Origin of the sequence: Thermodesulfatator autotrophicus (assembly GCF_001642325.1) — a bacterium.
In the GTDB taxonomy this organism is placed as follows: domain Bacteria; phylum Desulfobacterota; class Thermodesulfobacteria; order Thermodesulfobacteriales; family Thermodesulfatatoraceae; genus Thermodesulfatator; species Thermodesulfatator autotrophicus.
The window spans coordinates 41,551-61,087 of sequence record NZ_LSFI01000007.1; the positions used below are offsets into that span (position 1 = coordinate 41,551).

General features: G+C 44.5%; 22 protein-coding genes. 15 read left to right on the forward strand and 7 right to left on the reverse strand.

What is annotated here, in order from left to right; all coding sequences use genetic code 11:
• Positions 1 to 22: 22 nt before the first annotated feature.
• The 4 genes from TH606_RS02350 to TH606_RS02365 form a co-directional block, all read right to left on the reverse strand.
• Complete coding sequence (locus tag TH606_RS02350) at positions 23 to 883, reverse strand: glycosyltransferase family 2 protein (protein ID WP_068541094.1); 861 nt, start codon at positions 881 to 883, stop codon at positions 23 to 25.
• A 5-nt stretch (positions 884 to 888) separates the two neighbouring features.
• Positions 889 to 1,356 (reverse strand): 23S rRNA (pseudouridine(1915)-N(3))-methyltransferase RlmH, encoded by a 468-nt coding sequence (locus TH606_RS02355; RefSeq protein ID WP_068541095.1) that lies wholly within the window; start codon positions 1,354 to 1,356, stop codon positions 889 to 891.
• Positions 1,356 to 1,778 carry a tRNA (N6-threonylcarbamoyladenosine(37)-N6)-methyltransferase TrmO gene (gene tsaA / locus TH606_RS02360; RefSeq protein ID WP_068541096.1) on the reverse strand — a complete coding sequence of 141 codons (423 nt, stop codon included), beginning with the start codon at positions 1,776 to 1,778 and terminating at the stop codon, positions 1,356 to 1,358. Before tsaA ends, TH606_RS02355 begins: the two co-directional genes overlap by 1 nt.
• 80 nt (positions 1,779 to 1,858) lie before the next feature.
• Complete coding sequence (locus TH606_RS02365) at positions 1,859 to 2,035, reverse strand: DsbA family protein (RefSeq protein WP_157627843.1); 177 nt, start codon at positions 2,033 to 2,035, stop codon at positions 1,859 to 1,861.
• A gap of 40 nt (positions 2,036 to 2,075) precedes the next feature.
• Here TH606_RS02365 and TH606_RS02370 point away from each other — a divergent pair, with 40 nt between their 5' ends.
• From TH606_RS02370 to fdhD, 5 genes are read left to right on the forward strand one after another with little or no spacing between them, the layout of a single operon-like run.
• Positions 2,076 to 2,783: a segregation and condensation protein A gene (locus TH606_RS02370; protein WP_082863472.1), complete on the forward strand. Its 708-nt coding sequence runs from the start codon at positions 2,076 to 2,078 to the stop codon at positions 2,781 to 2,783.
• Entirely contained in the window at positions 2,780 to 3,316 is a 537-nt protein-coding gene (locus tag TH606_RS02375) for a methyltransferase domain-containing protein (protein ID WP_068541099.1), read from the forward strand. Before TH606_RS02370 ends, TH606_RS02375 begins: the two co-directional genes overlap by 4 nt.
• Positions 3,317 to 3,373: 57 nt before the next feature.
• On the forward strand, positions 3,374 to 3,919 hold the full coding sequence (locus TH606_RS02380) for an archaemetzincin (RefSeq protein ID WP_068541100.1): 546 nt from the start codon (positions 3,374 to 3,376) through the stop codon (positions 3,917 to 3,919).
• A gap of 9 nt (positions 3,920 to 3,928) precedes the next feature.
• Positions 3,929 to 5,863, forward strand: coding sequence for a selenocysteine-specific translation elongation factor (gene selB, locus TH606_RS02385; protein ID WP_068541101.1), 1,935 nt, complete (start codon positions 3,929 to 3,931; stop codon positions 5,861 to 5,863).
• A gap of 14 nt (positions 5,864 to 5,877) precedes the next feature.
• Entirely contained in the window at positions 5,878 to 6,654 is a 777-nt protein-coding gene (gene fdhD / locus TH606_RS02390) for a formate dehydrogenase accessory sulfurtransferase FdhD (RefSeq protein ID WP_068541102.1), read from the forward strand.
• Here fdhD and TH606_RS02395 read toward each other — a convergent pair.
• A complete protein-coding gene (locus tag TH606_RS02395) occupies positions 6,646 to 6,807 on the reverse strand; it encodes a rubredoxin (RefSeq protein ID WP_068541103.1) in 162 nt (53 codons plus the stop codon). The genes fdhD and TH606_RS02395 overlap by 9 nt on opposite strands.
• A gap of 74 nt (positions 6,808 to 6,881) precedes the next feature.
• On the opposite strand from TH606_RS02395, the gene dnaE reads away from it, so the two are divergent.
• The 10 genes from dnaE (at position 6,882) to TH606_RS02445 (ending at position 17,809) form a co-directional block, all read left to right on the forward strand.
• Complete coding sequence (dnaE, locus tag TH606_RS02400) at positions 6,882 to 10,349, forward strand: DNA polymerase III subunit alpha (protein ID WP_068541104.1); 3,468 nt, start codon at positions 6,882 to 6,884, stop codon at positions 10,347 to 10,349.
• Between the two features lie 81 nt (positions 10,350 to 10,430).
• Entirely contained in the window at positions 10,431 to 10,931 is a 501-nt protein-coding gene (locus tag TH606_RS02405) for a type I restriction enzyme HsdR N-terminal domain-containing protein (protein WP_068541105.1), read from the forward strand.
• Between the two features lie 40 nt (positions 10,932 to 10,971).
• The gene (locus TH606_RS02410) at positions 10,972 to 11,919 is read left to right on the forward strand and encodes a radical SAM protein (protein ID WP_068541106.1); all 948 of its coding nucleotides are present in this window, start codon (positions 10,972 to 10,974) and stop codon (positions 11,917 to 11,919) included.
• A 1-nt stretch (position 11,920) separates the two neighbouring features.
• A complete protein-coding gene (locus TH606_RS02415; RefSeq protein ID WP_068541107.1) occupies positions 11,921 to 12,568 on the forward strand; it encodes a metallophosphoesterase family protein in 648 nt (215 codons plus the stop codon).
• Between the two features lie 5 nt (positions 12,569 to 12,573).
• Positions 12,574 to 13,065: a hypothetical protein gene (locus TH606_RS02420; RefSeq protein ID WP_068541108.1), complete on the forward strand. Its 492-nt coding sequence runs from the start codon at positions 12,574 to 12,576 to the stop codon at positions 13,063 to 13,065.
• Entirely contained in the window at positions 13,065 to 13,961 is an 897-nt protein-coding gene (gene xerD / locus TH606_RS02425) for a site-specific tyrosine recombinase XerD (RefSeq protein WP_068541109.1), read from the forward strand. Before TH606_RS02420 ends, xerD begins: the two co-directional genes overlap by 1 nt.
• Before the next feature lie 37 nt (positions 13,962 to 13,998).
• Positions 13,999 to 15,492, forward strand: coding sequence for a CCA tRNA nucleotidyltransferase (locus TH606_RS02430; RefSeq protein WP_197460492.1), 1,494 nt, complete (start codon positions 13,999 to 14,001; stop codon positions 15,490 to 15,492).
• Positions 15,476 to 16,132 (forward strand): site-2 protease family protein, encoded by a 657-nt coding sequence (locus TH606_RS02435; protein ID WP_068541111.1) that lies wholly within the window; start codon positions 15,476 to 15,478, stop codon positions 16,130 to 16,132. Before TH606_RS02430 ends, TH606_RS02435 begins: the two co-directional genes overlap by 17 nt.
• Entirely contained in the window at positions 16,133 to 16,390 is a 258-nt protein-coding gene (locus TH606_RS02440) for a hypothetical protein (RefSeq protein ID WP_068541112.1), read from the forward strand.
• A gap of 798 nt (positions 16,391 to 17,188) precedes the next feature.
• Positions 17,189 to 17,809, forward strand: a complete 621-nt coding sequence (locus tag TH606_RS02445; protein ID WP_068541113.1) for a bacterio-opsin activator — start codon at positions 17,189 to 17,191, stop codon at positions 17,807 to 17,809.
• Here TH606_RS02445 and TH606_RS02450 read toward each other — a convergent pair.
• Together TH606_RS02450 and TH606_RS02455 are read right to left on the reverse strand one after the other, a co-directional pair.
• A complete protein-coding gene (locus tag TH606_RS02450; protein ID WP_068541114.1) occupies positions 17,806 to 18,540 on the reverse strand; it encodes an ABC transporter permease in 735 nt (244 codons plus the stop codon). The genes TH606_RS02445 and TH606_RS02450 overlap by 4 nt on opposite strands.
• Complete coding sequence (locus tag TH606_RS02455; RefSeq protein WP_068541115.1) at positions 18,537 to 19,385, reverse strand: ABC transporter ATP-binding protein; 849 nt, start codon at positions 19,383 to 19,385, stop codon at positions 18,537 to 18,539. Before TH606_RS02455 ends, TH606_RS02450 begins: the two co-directional genes overlap by 4 nt.
• Positions 19,386 to 19,537 lie beyond the last annotated feature (152 nt).

A 19,537-nucleotide genomic window follows, 5' to 3' on the forward strand; every position in this document is an offset into this window, starting at 1 on the left:
TCTTTATTTTTATCGTCTTAGTTTAAGAAGAACTTAAAGCCGAAAAAGGAGAAAGCCCGGGAAATTTTGTCATTTTTTCAATAATTTTTTCCACTTCACGTGCCTGGTGAAGTTTTCCTCTTTTTAAGGCCCCCTGGCGATATATGTTCCCCTTGCGTATGGCTTCTTTTATAACCAGAAGCCTCATAGCCGGGGTTAAGAAGGGGGCTTTGTAAATTTTTGCCAGGGCCTTTAACCGAAAATAATCAAGACCAGGAGTGGAAGAAAGCTGGTCTTTATGGCCTCCTCTTTTAATTACCAGAGGTTCGTTAATTAAAAATACGGGGTAGCGGGCAAGGAGTCTCAGCCAAAGCTCATAATCTTCACAAGCCGGAAAGCTTTCGTCAAAAAGGCCTATCTTATCAAAGACTTCGCGCTTTAACATTACCCCTGAAGGGCTTATAAGGCATAACTCCAAAGCGCGGTCAAAAAAGTATCCTGAAGGCTTTTTGTGTCTCTGGCGAGGGTTTACCCTCTTTCCGCGCCTGATCCAGATTTCTTCAGTTTGTACCGCTACAGCTTCGGGATTTTTTTTAAAGAAAACTATTTGTTTGGCCAGTTTCTCAGGAAGCCAGAGGTCATCACTGTCAAGGAAGGCGATAAAGCTTCCCTTAGCTAACCTGATACCAGTGTTTCTTGCTGCTGAAACCCCCTGCCTCTTCTGTTTGCGAACATAGCGTATGTGATAGCGCGTAGCCAGATAAGGGGTGTCATCAGTTGAGCCGTCATCTACTACAATTAGCTCAAAGTTTTTAAAACTTTGAGCCAGAACAGACTCAATGGCTTCTTTTAGAAAAGCTTTGCGATTGTAAGTGGGAATAATTACTGAAACAAGCGGCCTCATTTGCTTCATTTGTGATAAGGCTCACCAGAAAGAATACTTAAGGCCCGGTAAATCTGTTCGCAAAGGACTAAAACAGCGATTTCATGGCCCAGAGTTAATTTAGAAAGAGATAGCTTTAGATGGGCTTTTTCCAGGACTTCCCGGGAATGCCCATAGGCTCCGCCTATCAGAAAGTGTATTTCTCGTTCTCTTTCAAGGATATTTCCCAAATGTTTGGCCCATTCTCTGGAGCTAAACTCTTTCCCCCTTTCATCAAGGGCAATGATAAAGGCCTTTTCTGTTCCCAAAAGCAGGGCTTTGCCTTCGTTTTGTTTGATTAAGTCAGGAACCCTGGCTTTGACTACTTTCCGTTCCTCAAGTGAAAAGTTTATGTAATTTTTGAGGCGCTTTTCATAGAAGCTAACTCCGTCTTTTATAAAAGAGAATTTAAGCTTTCCTGGTATTACGACTTTTAAAGTGTTTGGCCAGCGCATCAGGGTTTGTCTTCTTTGTAAGGCTTAATATCCAGAATAGGGGTGCCATCAAGCATATCAAGGCCTTCAACTTCAATTATGTTTTCTCTTACTTTTAAGACCTTAACCCGGGAGAGCCCGATGGGATTTGGCCTTACCGGAGAACAGGTGCTAAAAACTCCTCGCTTTTCACCTGGCCGATGCGGGGGTTCCTGAACCATGTGTTTTTCTGGGTCAAATGGCGGGCTTTTATGAAAGGTAAAGATTACCCACAGATAATCGCCTGGCTTTATGTCTTTTAAGCCTAGTTTGTATTCTGGCAAAATATGAAGCTTACCCTTTACCTTGGAAATAGTGTAAAAACGCGGCACTTCTTTGGCTTCAGTATGCACCCAGCCAATGGGTTCAAAACAAATTTTTTCCTGGGTTTTTTCTTTTTTCATACGAAACGTTTTAGCCAGGTTAATACCTGCTCATAGGTTGGAAGGGGTTTTAGACGCCCGTCCGGCGTTCTGTAAGGCCTTCAGCTCAAAAATGTTTTTCCAGTGGCCTGCGGTTCTAAATCTATTCCATTTACCTTTACTGTTGGAGACCCTAAAAAGCCCAGTTCTTCTGCCTCTTTTCTATTTTTAATTTCTTGGGTAGATATTTGGGCGTAAAGGCCTAATTCTTTGACGGCTTTTTCTATTAAAGAAACCATTTTAGGCCAGCTTTTACATTTAGCGAGATATAAAATTTTTATGTCAATGCCTGAAGAATACATTGTTAAAACCCCTGCTTTTGAAGGTCCTCTAGATTTATTACTGCATCTGGTACGTAAAAACAAGCTCAATATATTTGACCTTCCCATCTCCCTCATTACCGAACAGTATTTAGCGTATCTTGAAATGATGAAGGCCCTTGATTTAGATATCGCCGGGGAATATTTAGTTATGGCTGCCACTTTGCTTTATATAAAAAGCCAGATGCTTCTTCCCAGGCCCGAAGAAGATAGCCCCCAAGAAGAAAACATCGATGACCCGCGTCAGGAAATCGTAGAGCCGCTTTTAGCTCTTGCCAAATACCAGAAAGCCGCAGAAATCCTCTGGAAAAGACCAATACTCGGAAGAGACGTCTTTGTGGCTCCTGCTCGGGAAGTGGCTCCCCATGACGAGATCTCTGTTTCTCTTTTTGAACTTCTTTCGGCATTGAAAGAGGTTCTTGGGCGTAAGCCTCCTGCTCCTTTAGAGGTAAAGCGGGCTAGATATTTAATCCAGGAAAAGATAGCCGAAATAGAGGCCCTGCTCAAAGATTCTCCCAGGATGTATCTTAAAGAATTTTTTAAGAAGGCCAAAAGCCGCGAAGAGGCTATTACAGTTTTTTTAGCTCTCCTTGAATTGGCCCAGAGAGGCGCTATCATTCTCGTGCAGGCTGAACCCCTGGCTGAGGTGGAAGTGCTTAAAAGATGAAGTTTTTACTCCTCGGGATTCTCTCTTTTCTTTTGCCTTTGGCTTTTATAAAGCTTTGTTATGCCATAGGAACTATTTCGGTGATAAGGCGTACCAAAGGGGCTCTTTTTGTTTCTACTTCTAAGGCCAAAATAGAAGCTATTCTTGATGAGCTTGAGGGACAGGCAAACTTTCATCTAGTTGATTTAGGTTGTGGTGATGGTAGGTTTTTAAGGGCTGTTTACCGGCGTTTGGGTGTTGCGGGAGAGGGTTACGAAATAAATCCCTGGGCTTATTTTTTAGCCCGTCTCAAAAATATTCTGACCGGGATGCCGATAAAAATTTACCGTAAAAATTTTTTTGAGGCAGACCTTTCAAAATATGACGTCATTTTCTTCTATCTTTTTCCTGACTTATTGCTAGACCTTGCGCCTAAGTTGCGTAAAGAGGCCAAACCTGGAGCCATTTTTATAAGTGCTAATTTCCCTTTACCAGGCTTTAAACCTTACAAGGTTCTAAAAGTGGAAGATCCCATTTATTTTTATCGGGTTTAGGTTGTCCTTTGGCTGAGATTTGCTAACTCTTAAAAGAATTTTGTGAGGAGGATTGATATGTTCAAAGCGGTTTCTTTGGTTCCTTTAGGAAGTGTGCGCCAGGACGTGATTGACGCTATTGCTGGAGGAATCTATGAAAACTTACAGCTTGAAGTTTTTTTTGAAGAGCCGGCTTCTCTTCCTCAGGAGTTTTTTGACCCGGCACGAGGCCAATTCAAAGCCGATGACCTGGTAACTTATTTTCAGCAAAATATAGAGACTCGCTCTCGTTTAAAACTCGGTATTTGCGAAGCTGATCTCTACGCCTGGGATTTAAACTTTGTCTTTGGTATTTCTATTTTAAAGCAGGGTACGGCCTTGCTTTCTTATAAGCGTCTTGACAATAAGTTTTACAACCTGCCGCCCAATGACCGCCTGCTCTATGAAAGAGCCCAAAAAGAAGCACTCCATGAACTTGGTCACGCTATAGGCCTTGACCACTGTGAGGCTCCCTGTGTTATGCATTATTCTAACAGTGTTATGGAGGTTGACGTTAAACCTGCTAAATTTTGCCCTGAATGCTGGCGGAGGTTAAATTTGCTCTTAGGGCGTAATCTTCATTAGAGGTGAAAAATGGCGGAAAAAACTGAAAAACGAGTTATTTTGGGCACAGCTGGCCATATTGACCATGGAAAGACAACCCTGGTCAAAGCCCTTACGGGTATAGATACAGATCGCTTAAAAGAAGAAAAAGAACGCGGCATAACCATAGAACTTGGTTTTGCTCATCTCACTCTTCCCAGTGGTATTCGCCTGGGAATAGTTGATGTGCCAGGGCACGAGCGTTTTGTGAAAAATATGGTGGCTGGAGCCAGTGGAATTGACCTGGTGGCCCTGGTAGTAGCTGCTGACGAAGGCGTTATGCCACAAACAAGAGAGCATCTTGAGATATGTGAGTTGCTCGGGGTAAAAACCGGCCTGGTGGTAATAACCAAAAAAGACCTGGTAGAAGAAGACTGGCTTGAACTAATTAAAGAAGATATCACCGAGGCCTTGAAAGGCACCTTTCTTGAGGGGGCTCCCATAATAGCGGTGTCAGCCACCACGGGAGAGGGCCTTGATGAACTCATTGCCCTGCTTGACGAGCTGGTTAAAAAGGTGCCAGCCCGCCCGGCTAAAGGGCCTTTTAGGCTTCCGGTTGACCGTGTGTTCACCATTAAAGGTTTTGGCACCGTAGTTACGGGCACAGCCCTTTCTGGCAGGATAAAACTAGGCGATGAGGCCATGATTTATCCTCGCGAGCTTTCTACCCGCATAAGACGCATTCAGGTTCATGGAGAGGATAGAGATGAAGCCTTGGCTGGCCAGCGTACAGCTTTGAATCTCCAGGGTATAGAAAAAGAAGAAGTAGAACGAGGCGACGTGGTGGCCATGCCAGGCACTTTGCGGCCCAGTCTTATTCTTGATGTTTCTCTGCGTTATCTTTCAAGTGCTTCAAAGCCTCTTCTACACAACACCAGGGTGCGCCTGCATATAGGTACCAGCGAAGTGCTGGGGCGTGTTTTCCTTTTCGGTAAGGATAAGATAGAACCAGGAGAGGAGGCCCTGGCCCAACTGCGGCTTGAAGAACCTGTTGTCTGCTGGCGTGGAGACCATTTTGTTTTAAGAAGCTACTCGCCTATGGTGACCATCGGCGGAGGCGTGGTACTTAACCCAGTGGCAGAGCGCCGTAAACGTTCTCAAAAGCGCCAGGTAGAAGAATTAAAATTCCTTAAAGAGGCCCCTCTTGAAGAAGTTATTCTTTATCACCTTAAAATGGCCAAGGAAATGGGTCTTCCCGAAGAGGAAATAGCCCTTAGAGTATCTTTGTTTGATGAAGACCTGGCTAAAGTGCTAAAACGCTTGAAAGAGTATGGTAAAATAAAAGAAATTCCCTTTGAAAACAAAAAACTTTATTTGGCTCGGGAAATATACGACCAGATAAAAGGGGAAATCCTTAATCGTTTAAAGAAATTCCACGAAAAGTTTCCTCTAAAGCCAGGACTGACCAAAGAAGAGCTAAGGCAGCGTCTTCCTTCTGGTCTTGATAATCGGGCTTTTGAAAAGATGCTAGAAGAACTCATAGCCAAAAATAAAGTTGTTCAGGAAGAAAAGTTTATAAGGCTTTCTGAACACAAAATAGTACTTGCCGAAGAACAGGAAGCCATAAAACAGAAGCTTGAAAATATATTCCGTAAAGCCGGTGTTACTCCACCAGATAAAGACGAAGTTATTGCTAGCTTTAAGGAAAATGCTCCTGTGGCCCAGGAAATTTTTTCTTTGCTTTTACAGGAAGGAAAATTGGTAAAGCTTCGTGACGAGTTAATATTCCACGCCGATGTTTTAGAAGAAGTTAAAAATAAAGTTATTTCTTTTCTCAAGAATAATCAGGAAATGGCCGTGGGAGATTTTAAAAAATTACTGGGAGGGGCCAGCCGCAAATATACCATCCCGTTGCTTGAATATCTTGACCACCAAAAAATAACCATTCGGGTGGGAGATAAAAGAGTTTTACGTAAAGCCACTTAGGCTAAAATAGAAATATGATTACTCTTACCTTAAAGCATCGCACCAGGTTAAAGGCGCCATTGAAAGAAGAAGAGCGCGAGGAAGAAGTTATCCTTGAGCGCCCTTATCGTATTTACTTAAACGAGGAGCCGGTGGGTTCTTCCATGGTACTGCCTACAGGGCTTGAGGAATTCGGAGTAGGTTTTCTTTTTGCCCAGGGATATTTTGAAGACCCAAAAGTTTTTAAAGAAGTAAGACTTTGCCACGAGAAAGGAAGCATATTTGTTTACGCCGATGTGGAAAAAATAGAAGGAAAAGATTTAATTATTACCTCAGGTTGTGGGGGGACAGGCAAAATATCCCGTGACTTTCTTGAAAAAGAATTTTCTCCCTTGGCCGAGTGGCAGATGAGGCTCTCAGAGGTGAGGGATTTTATTTTGGCTGTTTTAAAAAAATCAGACCTGGGCTTGAGAACCCATTGCGTGCACGCCTGCGGCTACTGGGAAGATGGGCGCTTGCGTCTTTTTTACGAAGATGTTGGCCGTCACAACGCAGTGGATAAGGTAGTTGGGGCCATTTTAATGGGCAAAGCCAGCCCTAAGGGAGCCATTTATACCACTGGGAGGCTTACTTCGGACATGGTTTTAAAATGTGCTCGGGTTGGTATTCCCATTGTTATGTCACGCACGGCAACTTCGTCTTTAGGGCTTGAAATCGCCAAAAGAGCAGGTATTACTCTGGTTTGCTACGCGCGCCCGGAGCGGGTAAATATATTTAACGCCCCGGAGCGCATAATTAACGACTTAGTCTAGGGGTTGAAACGCTATCTTGCTTGAACCGCAGACAGGGCAAGTCCAATCTCTGGGTAAATCTTCAAAAGGGGTTTCAGGAGGAATGTCGTGCATGGGGTCACCCTTTTCCGGTTCGTAAACATAACCACAGGTTTTGCATTGATACTTTTTCATCTTTAAACTCCTTAAATTGAAATTTATATTAATTTAGATTAAATCTAAAATTATAATTAGTCAAGGAGAATGAGATGGCTGACTTTGTGCATCTTCATTTGCATACTGAGTGGAGCCTTTTAGACGGAGCCATACGTTTAAAAGATCTTTTCCCTAAAGCAGTAGAATACGGTTATAAGGCCGTGGCTATTACAGACCACGGAAGCCTATTTGGACTTGTTCATTTTTATGAAAAGGCCAAAGAATTTGGCCTTAAGCCCATTCTCGGCTGTGAACTTTACGTAGCCCCGGGCTCTCGCTTTGAGCGCAAGGCCAAAAGTGCCCACGAGGCGGGCTACCATCTGGTGGTGCTTTGCCAGAACGAAACCGGTTATCGCAATCTTCTGAAGCTTGTGACTCTCGCGAACTTTGAAGGTTTTTACTGGAAGCCCCGGGTGGATAAAGAGCTTTTGCGTCAGTATAGTGACGGGCTTATTGCCCTTTCAGCCTGTCTTCACGGGGAGGTGGCCTCAGCGGCACTTCGCGGCCAGATGGCTGAGGCGCGTAAGCTGGCTAAAGAGTACGCCGAAATTTTTCCAGGCCGCTTTTATCTTGAGCTTCAGGAAAACGACCTCCCTGAACAAAAACAGGTTAACGAAGCCCTGGTGGAGATTGCTAGAGAACTGGGTCTTCCTCTCGTGGCTACTAATGACTGCCACTACCTAAAAGAAGATGATGCCCGTGTTCACGATGTCCTTCTCTGTATTCAGACGAACAAGCTCGTTACTGACGAAAACCGTATGCGTTTTTCTACGGATAAGCTTTATTTTGCTTCACCTGAAGAGATGAAAGAGCGCTTTTCCTGGTGCCCTGAAGCCATTGAAAATACTTTGCGTATTGCTGAAGAGTGTCACCTTGAACTTGAACTCGGAAAACACCATTTTCCTCGCTATCCCTTACCTGAAGGGAAGACTTACGAAGAGGTATTTGAAGAAAAGGCAAGAGCAGGTTTTGAGGAGCGCCTTAAAAAATTGAAGGAATGGCCGGGACTTGCCACCTCTGAAAAGGAATATCGAGAAAGACTTGACCTTGAACTTGAAGTCATAAAAGAAAAAGGCTTTGCCAGTTACTTTCTGGTGGTCTCTGATTTTATTGCCTGGGCTAAAAAGCAGGGTATTCCTGTGGGCCCAGGCCGGGGTTCAGCTGCTGGGTCTCTGGTGGCTTACGCCATGGGCATCACCGAGCTTGACCCTATTCGCTACGGGCTACTTTTTGAGCGCTTTCTAAACGTTGAAAGGGCAAGTCTCCCTGATATAGACGTTGATTTTTGTATGCGTCGTCGGGAAGAGGTAATCCGCTATGTGCGGGAGAAGTATGGCGGAGAAGAGTTCGTGGCTCAAATTGCCACTTTTGGGCAGATGAAGGCCAAAGCGGTGGTGCGCGATGTAGGCCGTGCCCTTGGTATGCCTTATCCCCAGGTTGATAAAATTGCCAAGCTTATTCCTGAAACCCCTGGTATTACGCTTGAAAAGGCCATAGCTACGGAGCCGCGCTTAAAAGAACTCATAGAAAAAGACCCTAAAGTACGGGAACTTATGGCTATTGCCCAGGCCCTTGAGGGGCTACCAAGGCATTCTTCTACCCACGCCGCAGGGGTAGTTATTGCTGATGCCCCCCTTACCAACTACTGCCCGCTCATGAAAGGTGACGAGGAGGAAATCGTCACTCAGTTTGACATGAAGGCTGTGGAAAGGGTAGGGCTTATCAAGTTTGACTTCCTGGGCCTTAAGACCCTTACCATTATTGACCATGCCGTGCGCCTGGTAAGAGAGCATTATGGAGCAGAGATTGACCCTTCGCGCCTTTCCCTTGACGACGAAAAGACTTATGAGCTTTTGAGGCGAGGAGAAACTGACGGCGTGTTTCAGCTGGAATCTGCGGGGATGAAAGAGCTTCTGGTGCGCATGAAGCCTTCGGAGTTTAACGACTTGATAGCTATTCTGGCCCTTTATCGCCCAGGGCCCCTTGAGTCTGGCATGGTTGACCAGTACGTCAAGGCCAAACACGGGGAAATAGAAGTTGAATATCCATTGCCTGAGCTTGAGCCTATTTTAAAAGAGACTTACGGGGTTATCGTCTATCAGGAACAGGTGATGAAAATCGCCCAGGTTCTGGCTGGCTATAGCCTTGGCGAAGCGGATATTCTCCGTCGGGCCATGGGTAAAAAGAAGCCGGAGGTCATGGCCGCCCAGAAGGAGCGTTTTATAAAAGGAGCCACAGAGCGCGGCATTCCTAAAGATAAGGCTGAATACATCTTTGACCTTATGGAAAAGTTTGCCGGTTACGGCTTTAATAAAAGTCATTCAGCCGCTTACGCCCTGGTGGCTTACCAGACGGCTTATCTCAAGGCCCATTATCCCATTTGCTACATGACGGCCCTTCTCTCTTACGAAATGGGAAATACCGACCAGGTGGTCAAATATGTTTCAGTTTGCAAACATATGGGCATAGAGGTTCTCCCGCCTGACATAAACGAAAGTGAGGTAGGTTTTAGCATCAAAGATGGGAGAATTCGTTTTGGCCTGGGGGCGGTCAAAAACGTAGGCGAAGGAGCCATTGAAGAGATTATCAAGGCGCGTCAGGAAGGGCTTTTTAAGTCCTTTGAGGACTTTTGTCTGAGGGTTGACTTAAAGAAGGTAAACCGCCGGGTTATAGAATCTCTCATAAAAGCCGGGGCCTTTGATTCCCTGGGTCATGCAAGGGCGGCCCTTTTTGAAGCGCTACCTGAGATGCTTGATTGGGCTCAGACCCGCAAAAGAGCCAAAGAACAGGGCCAAAAGTCTATTTTTGACTTTGCCAGCAATGTAAATACTTCTAAGGATAGCGCTGGAACTTTTGAGATTCCTGCTAAAGAAGAATGGCCGATTAACACTAAACTTAAATATGAGCGAGAGGCCCTTGGCTTTTACTTTAGCGGGCATCCCCTTGAGCCTTATCGTGAGTGGCTATCTCTTTTAACACCTTACACCGTTTCTTCCCTACTAAAACTTAATTCATCGGTGAAAGTAGGGGTAGGGGGGGCCATTTCTGAAGCCAAGGTCAAAAACACCCGTAAAGGCGATCGTATGGCCATTCTTAAGATAGAAGACGGCTACGAGACGATAGAAGTTATTGTCTTTCCAGACCTTTTGCGCCAGTGTGAAGAATTAATTGACGAAAAAGGCCTGGTTTTTGTGGTAGGCCGTTTTGAGAAAGATGACCGCGGGGCCAAAGTCGTAGCGGAAAAGATAGTCCCTTTAACCCGGGCGGCTGAAGTGATAAACGGGCGCGTTGCTATGGTGTTAAAGGGTGAAGAAACAAATATTTCCCAACTTAAGGCCTTACATGATATACTTAAAGATGCACAGGGGAAGTTCCCGGTGGAGATAAAACTTAAGTTTAACGACGGTGAAGTGCTGATAGATTTAAACGGGGCCTTTAAGCTTGACCCTAGGCCTGAGCTTGCCCGTACCCTTAAAGACATCCTGGGTTATGTGCCCCTTCAGGTGCAGGCAAGCTTTTAGAATTTAAAGGAGCTTTTATGCAGCTAGAAATATTGACCAATTCTGGCTCATTTTAGAGGGCTGATATCTAAGTGAAAGTAAATGATTACCTGTAAATGTGCTGAAAGCGTATGTGAGATTCATGATGATGCCTTTAAGGCGGAAAGAAAGGCTATTCGTGATTTTTTACTTGAAAAAAAGGGCTATCTTCCCGAAGATATAAAAGAAGAGGTCCCTCTAGTTATAGAGGTAGCTAATAAACGACTCCACTCCATGGTTGATATTCTGGTAAATATCGCTGAAAAGCCAGCTATTGTTATAAGGATTAACGAAGGCTCAGTGGTAAGCCGTGAACGGGGCACTATCGCTGCGGCAAGGCTTATTTCCCCTGAAGCGCCACCTCCTATTTGTGTTCAGACAAACGGAAAGGAATTTTCCCTTATTGATACCCATACTAAAAAAAGTTTTTCCCAGTCTCTGGAAGATCTTCCCTCTCGCCAGGAAATGTTAATATTTTTAGATGGTTACAAGCCAAAGCCACTTACTCCCAAACAAATAGAGGGAGAAAAGAAAATTCTCTTTTTTTATGACGGGGTAGGCTGACCTGGGAAAGTAAAGATAGAGGATCTATCTTCTCAGGGCCATGAGTAACAATTTTGAACCAGCTTATTTAAAGCTTCATCGCCAGGGCAAGCTTTTAGAAAGGGCAAGGCTTTTGCGAGAAAGCCTCGCTGCCTGTAATTTGTGTCCGCACGAGTGTGGAGTAAATCGCCAAAAAGGCGAGAAGGGTTTTTGTCGGGTGCTTGATAAACCAGTGGTTTCAAGCTACGGCCCTCATTTTGGTGAAGAGCAGCCCTTGGTGGGCTACGGTGGTTCCGGGACTATCTTTTTTACTTACTGCAATATGGCCTGTGTTTACTGCCAGAACTGGGAGATAAGTCATCTGGGGGCAGGGGAGGAAACCACGGCCGAAGAGCTTGCCCGCATGATGCTGGCCCTTCAGGCAAGGGGTTGTCATAACATCAATTTCGTTACTCCTACCCATCAAATTGCCTTTATTGTAGAGGCTTTAGTTATAGCGGTGGAAAAGGGGTTAAGAGTGCCCCTTGTTTACAACTGTGGAGGGTACGAAAGGGTAGAGACCTTAAAAATTCTTGATGGAATCATAGATATTTACATGCCAGACTTTAAGTATTGGGACGAAGAGATAGCTTTAAAGCTTTCCAAAGTCCCGCGTTATCCCCAAGTGGCTAGAGACGCTCTTAAGGAAATGCATCGTCAGGTGGGAGACCTTGAGCTTGACGACGAATTTATTGCCAGGCGAGGTCTTCTGGTGCGGCATCTGGTGCTTCCAGGTGGCCTTTCAGGCACCAAAGAAGTTTTAAAGTTCATTGCCGAAGAAATATCACCAAATACCTATGTTAACATTATGGACCAGTATTACCCCTGCGGGGATGCCTGGAAGTATCCTCCCCTTGACCGCCGTATTACCCCTGAGGAATACGAAGAGGCCCTACGCTGGGCCAAAGAAGTAGGGCTCAAGCGTCTTGACCAGCGAGCCGAAAGAAAGCTCCTCTGGCTTAGCTTCTAATATGGATAATATTTACGCTATTGGAGATATTCACGGTTGCCTTTACGCCTTTGAAGAACTGCTGGCCAAAATCCCCATTCGTTTGGGGGAAGACTATCTTGTTTTATTAGGAGACTATATAGACCGCGGCCCAGACCCGCGTCGGGTATTGGAAATGGTTATGGAACTCAAAGAATCTTATGGAGATAAAGTCATTGCTCTTATGGGCAATCACGAATGGATGCTTTTGCGATATTTAGAAGGGGACTGGCGCGAAGCTTATCTCGCCAATGGCGGAGACATTACCCTGGCCCAGTTTACCAATGACGAAGGAAAGTTTGAAATACCGCCTGAGTATGTTGACTTTTTAGCAAGTCTTCCTTTATACTGGGAAACTGAACGCTATATCTTTGTTCATGCTGGTTTAAAACCCGGAAGGCCCCTTGATAAACAGCGTTTGGAAGACCTTCTTTTTATTCGGGAAGAGTTTATTTATTCTGATTATGACTGGGGAAAAAGAGTTGTTTTCGCCCATACACCTTTTAGACAACCTTTTTTAGCTCCCAATAAAATTGGTATTGATACCGGTTGTGTTTATGGGGGAGAACTTACTGCCCTTGTTTTGCCAGAGATAGACTTTTATTTTCAACCCTGCCAACGGAGGAGGTGATTTTTATGGCCTTTGATGACGAACGGGAAAGACCTACCTGGCGAGAGATAGACAAAATGCGCGACCGAAGTCCTCACACCAGACACCGCAAAGACGAAACAGCCCTTGAGTCTGCGTTAAAAGACAAATGGATGAAGGAGCGCTATTTAAAAGAAGTAGAAAAGCTTTTTGCCGGTAAAAAGGGTACTCCTGAGCACGACAAAGCGCTTTCACGCATTCACAAAAGTTACGGCACCAATCGTTTTAATAAAGCGGTGAGGGACTACGTTAAAGAATATGGCCTTCCTGAGGACTGGGGCACCCTTATTTTACTTTTGGACCATAGGGATGTAGAAATTGTTTGCGGGGCAATGAAGGCTTTGAAAGAACTTTACCCTGCCAAAGGCCCTGTAGAAAAGCAGGGCTTTTTAAGCAAGATGCGCGTCCTTTCCATGACAGCTAAGTCCGAAAAGGTGCAGGAAGAAGCCATGGCCTTGCTTGACGAGTTAGGTATGTGATGGACACCTCTCTCCTTGACCTTTATCTTTCTGTTCTGGCCGTAGAAAAGGGTTATTCACCTAAAACCGTAGAGGCCTATGCCTCTGATTTAAATGATTTTTTTTCCTTTATTGAGGAAAAAGGTTTAAAAAATCTTTCTGAGGTTAAAGCGCCCCATATTCTCCTTTATCTTGCCAGGCAAAGAGAAAAAGGAATTTCCCCTGAAACCGTGGCCAGAAGACTTTCAGCACTCAGGGGTTTTTTCAAGTATCTGGTTTTAGAACATGACTTTCCTGAAAACCCGGTTACCCTGGTAGAAGGCCCCAGGCTTTCCAGAAAGCTTCCAGTGGTGCTTTCAGCAGGAGAGGTGGAAAGGCTACTTGAGGCGCCGGATATTTCCACTCCACTTGGCCTTAGAGACAGGGCCATGCTGGAATTACTTTACGCTTCAGGCCTGCGGGTTTCAGAGCTTGTTACTTTAAAGCTTTTTGACTTGAATCTTGAAGTGGGTTTTGTAAGGGTAATGGGAAAAGGAGGCAAGGAACGCCTGGTGCCCACAGGGGAAGTGGCCAGAGAATTTATCCAGAAATACCTTAAAAAAGCGCGCCCCAAACTTCTTGGCAAGCGCTTTGATGAGGCTCATATCTTTTTAAACAAAAGGGGAAGGCCCCTTACGCGCCAGCGCTTCTGGCAGATAATAAAGACTTACGCCTTAAAAGCTGGCCTTAACCCCAGAGACATTACTCCCCACAGCCTCAGGCACTCATTTGCCACGCATCTCCTGGAAAGGGGAGCAGACTTAAGGACTGTTCAAATGTTACTTGGGCACGCCAGCCTTTCTACCACCCAGATTTACACCCATGTGCAGGCAGAAACCCTACGTAAAGTCCATGAAAAATATCATCCCCGCGGCTAGTTTAGGGCTGCCTATTAGTATTGAGAAAAAGGCCTCAATGGATGAGGCGCTGGAACTTTTTTCCCTTTCAGGGGAAGAAATTCTCATAGTTATGGCCGATGGTGAATATATAGGGGCTCTTAGCCGAAGGAGCTTATTTAATGCCAAAAGATACGGTCTTAAGGTTAATCTTTCTGAGATAGCGGAAGAAATCCCTTCTGGAGAAACTTTCCCCGGGCTAGAAGTTTTAAGAAATCCTCTGGGGGCATTTTTAGTTCTAAAAGAAACCCCTAAAAGCCTTATAACCTTAAAAGAAGGCCCTTTACTCCAGGAAGGCCTTTTTAAGAAAGAGACTGTTAAGCTTAAAGGAGAGCTTAAGACTTTTGCCCAGATTCTTTGTGAAATAAGTAGCGAACTTGGAGTTTCAGCCTATTTTGTGGGCGGAGTGGTAAGAGACCTTATTCTCAACCGGCCCTGTTTTGACATTGATGTGGTGATTACCAGGAAGGTTCAAAAATTTGCCGAGAAGTTTGCCAGGGCTTTACAGGGTGAAATCATCAAAAAATCACTTTTTGGCACCTTCAAAATAAAAGCCGGTGCTTATATTTTTGACATTGCCCAGATGCGCTGGGAGTACTATGAAGCGCCAGCCAGGTTACCTAGAATAGCCCCTGGCCCCCTGCGGCTTGACCTCTTCCGGCGGGATTTTACGGTAAACGCCCTGGCCCTTTGCCCTGTAACAGGCCAGATCGTTGATTTCTACGGCGGGGTGGCCGATATTTTTTCCCAAAAACTTCGCGTTTTACACGTACTAAGCTTTATTGATGACCCCACCAGGATTTTCAGGGCGGCTCGCTACGCTACCCGCTTTAATCTTGAGCTTACCAAAACTACCCTGAGGGCCATTGATCTGGCCCTTAAGTTTGAGACACTCAATCTTTTAACTCCAGCGCGGCTTCGTAATGAGTTTTTAAGGATTTTTGAAGAAAAAGAGCCGCTAAAGGCAATTTTATTTCTTAAAAAACATAGGATTTTGAAGAAGCTTTTTTCCTTAGACCCTGATGAAACTTTATTTAAAAAGGCCTTTCATTTGGCAGAAGTAGCAGGTCTTGGAGAACGTGCTGAGATTGAACTCGTAGCCTTACTTTTAGCGGGTAGTCCGGAAGAGTTTGCCAAACTTGAGCTTTCAACCAAAAAATTTGAAAGCTACCAGAGGCAAAGAAAATCTTTGGAAGAAAAGGCCTCCTGGCTTTTAGATCCCGCTATACCAGTAAGTGAAAAAGTCTTTTTTTTAGAAAAGTTTCCCAAAGAACTGTTATGCGCTTCGGTTTCTTTTTTAGATGAGGATTTTCTTTTAAGATGTTTTAAACATTACTTCAAAGTTTCGCCAGGCCTTTCTGGCAAAGACTTGAAAAGGCTTGGCTTAAACAGTGGGCCTATTTTAGGAAAAATTTTGAAAAAAATAAGGGCAGCTAAGCTTGATGGCCAGATAAAAGACGGAGAAGAAATTACCTTTTTGGAAAAGGAGCTAAAAAATGGATTTCCTTCCTGATTTACGAATATTGATAATAATGGCTATGCCCCTTTTAGCGGCGGTAACAGTGCACGAATATGCCCACGGCTGGGTGGCTTATAAACTGGGAGACCCTACGGCCAAAATGGCCGGGCGTCTGACTCTAAATCCTATAAGACACCTTGATTTTTTCGGTACCTTGGCCTTTATCATCACCCAGGCCATTGGCTGGGCAAGGCCTGTGCCTGTTGATCCGAGGAATTTGCGTGACCCCAGGCGGGATATGATGCTGGTGGCTCTCGCTGGCCCCTCGGCTAATTTTTTACTGGCAATAGCTTTTGCCATAATGCTGCGCTTTTTTGACTTGATAATCTGGCCTCTTTCATGGTTGGGGAAAGATATAGCTGTTTTTTTTGGTAAACCCATCTTTCTTATGCTGGCTATTGGTATTCAGCTAAATATTGGCCTTGGGGTCTTTAATCTGCTGCCTGTACCCCCTCTTGATGGCAGTAAAATCCTTATGGGCCTTTTACCCAGGGAACTTGCCTATAAATACAGCCGTCTTGAGCCTTACGGTTTTATAGTCCTTCTTTTGCTTATTTTTACCGGGGTGATTCAAAAGATTTTGTTGCCGGTTGTCTGGACCTTGAGCCACCTCTTACGCGGCGGGATTATTTAAATGATGAACGGAATATTACTAAAAGCAACGGGGATATGGATTATTATTTTTATTATCGCCATTATAAAACGGCATAATTCGAGAAAAAATCCTGGTTTCCCTGATGGGATTAAATCTGGCATTACCTCTAAGCGGATTATCATTGGCCATCTTTGTGTTTTTAGTTTCGTTGATTTTTATTCCATTTATTGGCGTGTTGGAACCGGGAACATATATTTTAATCGGATTATTTTGGGTGGTTCTAACGCTCTTGTTTGAATTTATTTTTGCGCACTACGTTGTAGGTAAACCCTGGAAGAAATTATGCAGGTGTTTAATCTCAAAAAGGGAGATTTGTTTATATTAGTTTTAGCTGTTATAGCAGTTTCTCCATGGTTAGCGGCAAAAATAATGAAAAACATTTAAAAAACGGTCATTATATTCTGCTCTCACTTCATTTTTCATTGCAAATTAAACAGACTAGAGCAGCACTACCGTAGGTTGCCCCCTTCTTATAAAGTGATTGTCTGGCAATTCAAATCTTAATTGCAGGCCTTTTATGACCTCTTCTTTCAAATATTACCATCTAAGGGAAGAAAACTTATCACACGTAATAAGTTTATTTTTATTAATGAGAGCGTAAAACAGATGGCAATTTTTGGATTATTTTTGGATTGTCATTGCGAGCCCTCACCCGTCATTGCGAGGGGCAAAGCCCCGAAGCAATCTCAGGTCCCTTCGCTACCGCTCGGGACAAGGATTACTTCGTCGCACTTCGTGCTCCTCGTAAGCTTTTTGTCCTTTTCTTAAAACCATACAATGACCCATTGGGTCACTTCGTCGGCCCTTCGGGCCTCCTCGTAATACAATGACCTGGTAGGGGCACTTTGCCACGGCGACTACGTGGCCTTGCGAGATGCTCTGTAATGTAAAAAATACTTCCATTAATAGCAAACAGGTCTGGTTTTTTTGTATTTTATGCTCATATTTATAGCGAGACCTATTAAGGGACAGGCAAGTTTGAATCAAGTTTGAATAATCAAGTTTGAATAGAAAATAAATATCAGGAGGTGAAATATGCCCGTAGTAATAGGACCTCAGGAAATTAAAGAGTTTGACGTGGATGCCATGGCCATTCGGGTTTTTTTAAAGGCCCTTGAGATTATCGGCGGTCCACGGAAATTAATTGAATACCGCAATCTTACTTGGATTACCAGTTTGATGGAAGCTTCATACGCCATAGTACTGGCAGAAGAGGCTTTCAAAACCGAAGACGACATTGCTGAATTTTTGGGCCTTACCCGCCAGACGGTACGCAATATTTTGCGGGCTGAGCCAGAGCTTGTCTTAAAGAAGCTTGAAGGCGAGTTACAGGAAAAAACCCCGCGGGCTCATACCGCTGGTGGTCTGGCCAAGCTTGCTTATAAAGAGATAAAAGAAGGCCGGGATGCCTTGGTCTTTTTCTCTGCCGTACTTCAGGAAAGTGCCAGAGTGCTCGGGGTAGGCTGGCCAGCCGAAATTTTAGTGCGCATTAAAGGCCTTTCCTGGCCTGCTGATCCTGAAGAAGTAGCCAGCCGTTTAGCCGGCCTGGTTGTTGAGGGCAAGGCCCTTGATGCCCTTGTCCGCGAACATGAAGGCCCTATAGAGCATCCGCGGGTGCTTTTGCATTATCTTGCACAAAAGTTAAAAGAGGCCTAATCCCTGGCTTTATCTACAGAAAAATAAGCCAGAAAGAGGCCCAAAATAGCAAGGACCAGAAGAATAAAAAAGGAAGACCAGATAAGGCCCTCTCCATAGGCTGCTGCCCTTATCAGGTGTGAGGCGTGAGTTAGGGGGAGGGCTTTAAGAACTATTTGTATTAACCCTGGCATATTTTCTACCGGGAAAAAAGTGCCTCCTAGAAAGACCATGGGAGTAATAATAAAGTTGCTGATAAGGGCCTGGTCAGAATGGGCTTTAATCATCATAGCAGAAGTAACCCCAAGGCTTGCAAAGATAAAAGCATTTAAAAACATACCCAGCCAGAAAAAGGGGCCAAAGTTAAGGGAAACCCCAGCTAGCAGAGTAACAAACACAATGATTAAAACCGAAAGAAAGGCCCTGGTAACACCGGCCAGAATTTCACCAAGCACATAGGCCAGGTTTGAGATTGGGGCGGCCTGAAACTCTTCAAAAACTTTTAGATAGAAGCGGGCAACATTTATTTCTACGTTTATGCCAAACCCCTGAGTCATAGAGGAAGCAGCCACAAGCCCGGGGATTAGAAACTCAAGATATGGCCTTCCTGCTACCTCCAGGTGTTTTCCTAGGCCAAAACCAAAAGCTACTAGATAAAGGATGGGGGAGACAGAAAAGGAAAGGAGCATACGTGGCAGGCGATGCCAGATAATTAGTAGTTCCCTCAGGTAAACAGCTAAAAAGCCCTTCATACTTTTCTTCCGGTAAAATGTACAAAGGCGTCTTCAAGGTTTACACGCCTTAAAATAACAGACTCCACCTTTTGGGAAAGCTTTAAGGTGAACTCCTCAGCATCCTCCCGACTGGGGAAAAACCTTGTTTCAAGTTCGGTGCCGCGTACAAGATCAACGGCATATTCTCCAAGTTGTTTGATAAGGGCCTGAGGGGTGTCCAGAGCCACCAGACGCCCGGCATCTATAAATGCCACTCGGTCAGCCAAAAACTCAGCTTCTTCTATATAATGAGTGGTTAAAAGAATGGTGGTGCCTTTTTGCTGGATACTCTTTATAAGCCCCCAGAGCTTTCGCCTTATGTGAGGGTCTAGGCCCACGGTTGGTTCATCCAGGAAAAGAATACGTGGCTCGTGGAGAAGGGCCCTTATGATGAGAAGTCTCCTTCTCATACCTCCAGAAAGGGTTTTTACCTTGACATTGGCTCTTTCCCAGAGCTCAGCAAAACGCAGGAGTTTCTCTGAACGCTTACGAATTTGCTCATGACTTAATCCAAAAAGAAGCCCGTGGATCAGCAGGTTTTCTTTGAGGGTTAGCTCTAGGTCAAGATTGATGGCCTGAGGGACAAGACCTACCATCTTTTTGGCTTGAAGAGGCCTTTTAAAAACATCTATCTCATAAAAAAAGGCCTTTCCTTCAGTTGGCCTAGTTAAGCCGCAAAGGATTCGAATTGTAGTGGTTTTTCCTGCCCCATTGGGGCCAAGAAGGGCAAAAAGTTCCCCTGGCTTAACCGAAAAAGAAATTCCTTTAAGAGCGGTAATTGCCCCGTAACGTTTTATTAGATTTTCAACTTTTATGGCTAACATATTCCCGCAACTTTGTGAATAAAACAAAACTTTAATACACCTAGGAGTTTTTTAAATAAATCAAAAAGAGGGACAGGCAAACTTATTGAGTATTGAGCAAATTTTTTAGTTCAGCTCAAGTTTAGCCGATAAAGATAAATAAAGATAAAAGG